General features: G+C 44.1%; 7 protein-coding genes and 1 pseudogene. 3 read left to right on the forward strand and 5 right to left on the reverse strand.

The window, feature by feature from the left end:
* On the forward strand, nt 1-946 hold a 946-nt coding region (locus tag LC574_RS22575), incomplete at its 5' end, for a TM0106 family RecB-like putative nuclease (protein WP_229455750.1).
* Here the strand turns inward: LC574_RS22575 and LC574_RS22580 are convergent.
* Together LC574_RS22580 and LC574_RS22585 are read right to left on the reverse strand one after the other, a co-directional pair.
* Nucleotides 930-1,868, reverse strand: a pseudogene (locus LC574_RS22580) (M16 family metallopeptidase); the annotation flags it as partial. The gene LC574_RS22575 and the pseudogene LC574_RS22580 overlap by 17 nt on opposite strands.
* A 70-nt stretch (nt 1,869-1,938) precedes the next feature.
* Complete coding sequence (locus LC574_RS22585) at nt 1,939-3,711, reverse strand: pitrilysin family protein (RefSeq protein WP_229455751.1); 1,773 nt, start codon at nt 3,709-3,711, stop codon at nt 1,939-1,941.
* A gap of 149 nt (nt 3,712-3,860) precedes the next feature.
* On the opposite strand from LC574_RS22585, the gene LC574_RS22590 reads away from it, so the two are divergent.
* Nucleotides 3,861-4,475, forward strand: coding sequence for a TetR/AcrR family transcriptional regulator (locus LC574_RS22590; protein WP_229455753.1), 615 nt, complete (start codon nt 3,861-3,863; stop codon nt 4,473-4,475).
* On the opposite strand, the gene LC574_RS22595 is transcribed toward LC574_RS22590, so the two are convergent.
* From LC574_RS22595 to LC574_RS22605, 3 genes are all read right to left on the reverse strand, one after another.
* A complete protein-coding gene (locus LC574_RS22595; RefSeq protein WP_229455754.1) occupies nt 4,461-4,697 on the reverse strand; it encodes a hypothetical protein in 237 nt (78 codons plus the stop codon). The genes LC574_RS22590 and LC574_RS22595 overlap by 15 nt on opposite strands.
* Nucleotides 4,698-4,707: 10 nt before the next feature.
* Nucleotides 4,708-5,154 carry a DUF4332 domain-containing protein gene (locus LC574_RS22600; RefSeq protein ID WP_229455755.1) on the reverse strand — a complete coding sequence of 149 codons (447 nt, stop codon included), beginning with the start codon at nt 5,152-5,154 and terminating at the stop codon, nt 4,708-4,710.
* An 89-nt stretch (nt 5,155-5,243) separates the two neighbouring features.
* Nucleotides 5,244-5,435 carry a hypothetical protein gene (locus tag LC574_RS22605; protein ID WP_229455756.1) on the reverse strand — a complete coding sequence of 64 codons (192 nt, stop codon included), beginning with the start codon at nt 5,433-5,435 and terminating at the stop codon, nt 5,244-5,246.
* A 194-nt stretch (nt 5,436-5,629) separates the two neighbouring features.
* Between LC574_RS22605 and LC574_RS22610 the strand changes: the two genes are divergently transcribed.
* Nucleotides 5,630-5,919 (forward strand): DUF29 domain-containing protein (locus LC574_RS22610; RefSeq protein WP_229455757.1); only part of this gene is annotated, 290 nt, incomplete at its 3' end.

Here is a 5,919-nt window from a genome sequence, read left to right on the forward strand (position 1 = left end):
CTATAAGGGAGTACTGTTAGCAAATTATTCCGAGGTATACACCCTGCTAAGTAGTCCAGATTTACTCGTCAAACGGCCGGGAAAATCCTGCTTTGGAGATTGGATGTATGTTCCGGCTAGTATTGAACTGGGTAAGCGCCCTAAGCAAGAATATCAAGTTGTTGCTGCATTTCACGCCCAGGTATTGGCAACAGTACAAGACTTTGCACCAGAAACAGCTTGGCTGATATTGCGTACCAAAGAGAGAAATTATCCTGTAGATTTGCTCAAATGGACACCACGGATGCAGCAGATTCTGGAGGAGTTGATTCAAGTTTTAGAATTACCGAATCCGCCAGAGGTATTTATTTCTCGCCAAAAGTGCAATCTTTGCCATTGGTATAGTCAATGTTATGCGATCGCTCAATCTGAAAAACATCTCTCACTATTACCAGGTGTAACACCCATTCGCTACACTCAACTGCAAGACGTAGCCATCACCACACTGGAATCTCTCGCTAACACCAGTCCCACCATCCTAGAAAACCTGCTTGGTTTCGACAGTGAAGTAGCGCCCAAGTTGGTAGTGCAAGCTCAATCTGCACTAGAAAAACGACCGTTAATCTTACCCTATCCGCTACCAATAAAAGATATTACATTCACAGCACCTATAGAGCTTTACTTTGATATTGAAGCACAGCCAGACTTAGATTTAAATTTTCTTTTAGGGGTTTTGGTAGTTGATAGACTTGCCAATACAGAACAGTTTTATTCGTTTTTAGCAGATAAACCAGAAGACGAAGAATTAGTTTGGCAGCAATTTTTGGATTTAGTTTGGCAATATCCCGAAGCGCCAATTTACCATTTTTGTGTGTACGAGTTTGATACAGTCAAACGGTTGGCAAAGCTTTATAACACTCCTTCCTCCTTAGTGCGTCCTGTACTGAGTCGATTTGTGGCTGATTGACAAAAAAGACTCCACCTGTATTAGCTGGTGAAACATTTGGTAATTTGGGTTTAGCAATACCTGGGTTGCGGTTCCAGTCGCCAAAGTTAGCTTGAATGAGCGATCGCATTTTCTTGGAGTCAAAATCCCCCACAATCCCTAAAATCATATTATTGGGGTGGAAATATTGCTGATAAAAGTTGAGCAAATCCTCACGTTCAACCTGATCCACCGTTGCATACTCTATGGTGCGAGAGTATGGGCTATCTTTCCCATAGATCAATTTCTTAAATTCTCGACTAGCAATACTATCTGGATTGTCATTGCGACGCGCAATACCACCCTTAGCTTGTGTCTTAGCCAAGTCTAGCTTTTCTTGAGCAAATACAGGCGATCGCAGCACCTCGGCAAACAGCCCAAACACCGTTTCTAAATCTTCACTGAGTGCGTCAAAGTTAGCACTACCTGAAGCTTCACCAATACTGGTTTCCACAGATGCCGCGCGTTGTTCCAATATTTCGTTGAGTTCATCAGGCGAATGCTTCTTAGTTCCTCCAGTCCGCATCACCGCGCCTGTAAAACCAGCTAAACCAACTTTCTGTTGTGGTTCCAAGCGATTTCCTGTCCGTACAAACGCCGTACCATTCACCAACGGCAATTCGTGATCCTCCATCAAATAGACAACCAAGCCGTTTTGGAGGACAAACCGCTCATACTTGGGTAACTTAATCTCTGGTAGCGGTGGTAACTGCAACTCTGTATAATGCTTTGCTTCAGTCGTCGCCGCCAGAGAAAAATTACAAGTTAAAAGTAAACACGCAAAAACACCAACCAAAGCATAAATAAGCCCCTTCCCATTTTGAATTTTGAATTTTGAATTTTGAATTTTGAATTTTGAATTTTGAATTTTGAATTTTTTACCCTTCACCTTGTACCTCTGCATATCTCTCTACCTTTGCGCCCTTTGCGCCTCTGCGTAGCCTACGGCAAGCCGCTTTGCGTCTACGTTTTTCTTAAGCTTTTTTCGACAACAGCTTCCCAATCGTGCGATTTTTCGGCGTAAACGTCTCCTTCGCCACCCGCACAATATCAGCCGTTGTCACCGCCGAAATATCATCCAACTGCTTAAACAAATTCCGCCAAGAGCCAGTTTTCACCTCATATTCCAACAATTGTTGAGCCATCCCCATATTTGAATCCAGGGTGCGTAACAAACTCGCCCGTGCTTGGGTTTTCACCCGTTCCAAATCAACCGCCGCTACAGGCTCAGTTTTTAATTTGTCAATTTCTTGGCGCAAAGCCACCGCCAACTCATCAACTGTATGACCAGGAGCCGTGAGAGCATAAAATAACATCACGTTTGGGTACTTATCTCCAGGAAAACCGCTAAAACCTTGGGCATTTAGTGCCAAACGTTGCTTTTCTACCAAAGACTTATACAGCCGCGATGTGCGCCCATCACTTAATAAACTGCCAATGATTTCATAGACTGCATTATCTGGATGGGTAATTGCCGGACGATGATAACCTTCTAAATACCAGGGTTGAGAAGGTAGCTGTAAAGTAACTTCCCGTGTTTGTTGTTGTGACGGTTCCACCGGGATTTCTTCAACAGCTTTGGTTCTTGCCAGATAGCGGCCAAAATAAGTTTGCGCCAGTTTTTTTACCTCAGCCGGGTTAACATCTCCGACAATAGCAATGGTTAGATTACTTGGTACGTAGTAAGTATCAAAAAACTTTTGCACATCTTCTGGTGTCAAATTGCGGATATCTTTGTCATAACCAATCACCGGACGTCTGTAAGGATGAACTTTGTAAGCAGTATCAATAAATTTCTCCACCATCAGTCCAATGGGTGAATTTTCCACCCGCATCCGTCGCTCCTCTAAAATTACATCTTTCTCTTTATAAAACTCACGCCGAATTACAGGATCGAGAAATCGTTCTGACTCCAGCGACATCCAAAGTTCCAGCTTATTGGCAGGAAAGCTATATAAATAACGCGTGGCTTCGGTTGAAGTATTGGCATTTAAACCTACGCCTCCCGCTTGTTCGACAATTTGCCCCAATTCGTTTTGCTTGACAAGCTTGGCTGCTTGCGCCTCCACTCGCTTAAACTCAGCTTCTAACCGAGCAACCTGATCTTTTTTGCCATCGGCTTTCGCTGTTTTAATTTGGGCATCCAACCGTTCTAAGGTTTCTAATAGAGGTTTTTCTGCCTTGTAGTCTTTTGTACCAATGCGCGTTGTCCCTTTAAACGCCAAATGTTCTAGAAAGTGAGCTACACCAGTTTTGCCATCTGGCTCATCCACACCACCGACATTCGCATAAGTAAGAAAAGAAACTACAGGCGCTTGATGTCGTTCCAAGACAATGAATTTTAGACCATTGTCGAGGCGAAACTCCCTTAACTGCTTGATAACTCGATTCAGATAAGGTTGGATGGAGCTTTCAACTGGTGGAGTTTGAGTTTTTGTAGGTTGCAGGACTCTTTGGGGAGGAGGTGCTGTCTGAGTTTGAGCCAGAGCAATTTCTGGCAGCAATCCCCACCAGAAAACGATCAAAGCCAACAAAGCGACAAACAACCGCCCCAATATGACAGATACTTTATCTGACCAATCCAAAATCGTTCGATGGTTCCTGAGCGAAGTCGTTGGCGCAGCCTCTCGTAGAGAAGGACTGAGCGACTTGTGCCGAGCGGACTTGTGCTGAGCGTAGCCGAAGTAGCCGAGGTAAGTCGAAGTCCCCAATCTAAAACCTAAAATTGACCGACTGATCTGGTTCATAAGCAAAAATTAAGATAAAGTTACACTACCTAAAAAACTAGGTACTTAGCAAAAGGACGTTAATCTTGTATTAAGCTTGTTGAGCTTTTTTACTTGACGTTAGACAATAATGCTACAAATCGTGTTCCGGATATTTCACCATAACTGTTATGCGAGTTTTTAATTTTTCCCCACCCTCAGAGGCTCAGACGCGCACCCGGATTTTGCAGGCAGCACAACGGTTGTTTGCTTCTCAGGGATTTGACGGCACTACCACCCGCGATTTAGCCCAGGCGGCAGGTGTAGCTGAAGGGACTCTATTTCGTCATTTTCCCAATAAAAAGGCAATTTTGGTGGAAGTAGCGACGAGTGGATGGGTAGAGATTCTCACAGATTTGCTGACAGAATTAAGTGAAATGGGCAGCTATAAAGCCGTAGCTCAGGTGATGCGTCGCCGGATGTGGAACTTCCAAAAAAATAGCGATTTAATGCGCGTTTGTTTTATGGAGGTGCAGTTTCACCCCGATTTGCGCGATCGCATTCAATTAGAAATCATTACCAAAATGTCTGATGTGGGCGAAGCATTCTTTCAAACAGCGATGGATAAAGGTATTTATCGCAAAATGGACGTAAAGCTGGTAGCCAAAGTTTTTTTAGGAATGTTTGCGATCGCAGGTTTTTCCAACAACACCCTCATGGAACCTGACGCTTCCCCCCAACAAATGCAAGAAATGGCAGAAGGACTCGCTGATATCTTCCTTAATGGTGTTTTAGCTAAAGATTAGGGAGTGGGGAGTGGGGAGTGGGGAGTGGGGAGTGGGGAGTGGGGAGTGAGGAGTGGGGATTGGGGATTGGGGATTGGGGATTGGGGATTGGGGATTGGGGATTGGGGATTGGGGATTGGGGATTGGATATTGGGGATTGGGAAGAAACTTGTTCAATATTTCTCCCTTATTTTCCTCATCCCCCCAGTCCCCACTCCCCAGCCCCCAGTCCCCACTCCCCACTCCCCACTCCCTACTCCCCACTCCCCACTATTTTCGCTTGCTGACTCCACTGTTGTACTAATTCAATCGCTGGACACAAATCTCGTCGCTGCATTGTTGCTACCTGCAAGCGCATGATTTGTTGGTGCAATCTGTGAGTGGGAGTCTGAGCCAACTGTGCTACAGAACCAATACCTGCATGGAGCAATAAACCACAATATTGTATGCCTACACTGGGAATACGCGCCAAGTCAGCTAAAGCCATCCATTTATTTACATACTGAAGATGAATCTGTAGTTTATTTGCTAACGCTACTCTTTTCTCTAGAGTTTTCCCTTGTTTGATTAGCGCTACTGTGCTAGGAATTCCACAATTGTGCAGTTGAGATTGTTCCTCGTGGCTTAGTCCAGGTAATTGCTCAATTGGCCAGTCACGAGATTGGATGCGACTTTGATTATTTGTATTTTTAGCAGACATCTTTGAAATTAAAATATAGGCTTATTTAGATATTGTGACAGTCGCTTCTTTGCAAAAGTATGCTCTTGCAGTTTATTTGTATTGCTGTGCTATTTTAACCCAACCTCTTGCAATGAGATTGTGTCGGCTGACAATGCCATTGTTTCGGCTGACAATGCCATTGTGTCGGCTAACAATGCAATTGTATCGGCTAACAATGCAATTGTGTCGCCTGACAATGCAATTGCATCGCCTGACAATGCAATTGTATCGACTAACAATGCCATTGCATCGGCTTGCAAAAATTAAGTAAAATCGATAATCAATTCCTTTGCCAAAAATAGAGGTAAGTCTAACTTTTGGCGAAACAGTCCCAAATAAGCGTGCTACAACGTGTCTGGCTAACAAGACGCGATCGCCTCGCGTAGCCCCTGACGTTAAAATGGGCCTAAAATCTCTCAAATTTTGCTCGTCTACGGTGGATTGCAGGAAGTTTATGACTCCGATTCCGAAAAGCGCAGCCCAGTTATATGAAACAGATTTTGTCGCATGGACAGAAAAAACTGTGCAACTCATTCGTGCTGGAGAATTTGGACAAGTAGACTGGGATGCTGTGATTGAGGAGATTGAAAGCTTGGGACGATCAGATCGCCGGGAGTTGAAAAGCCGCTTAGAAGTATTATTACAGCATTTGCTCAAATGGCAATATCAATCTAGTTTACGGAGTGGCTCTTGGCAAAATACCATTGATGAGCAACGCAACAAAATTGTAGATTTTAGGCCCAT

The organism is Nostoc sp. CHAB 5715, assembly GCF_020829685.1.
Lineage (GTDB): Bacteria > Cyanobacteriota > Cyanobacteriia > Cyanobacteriales > Nostocaceae > Nostoc.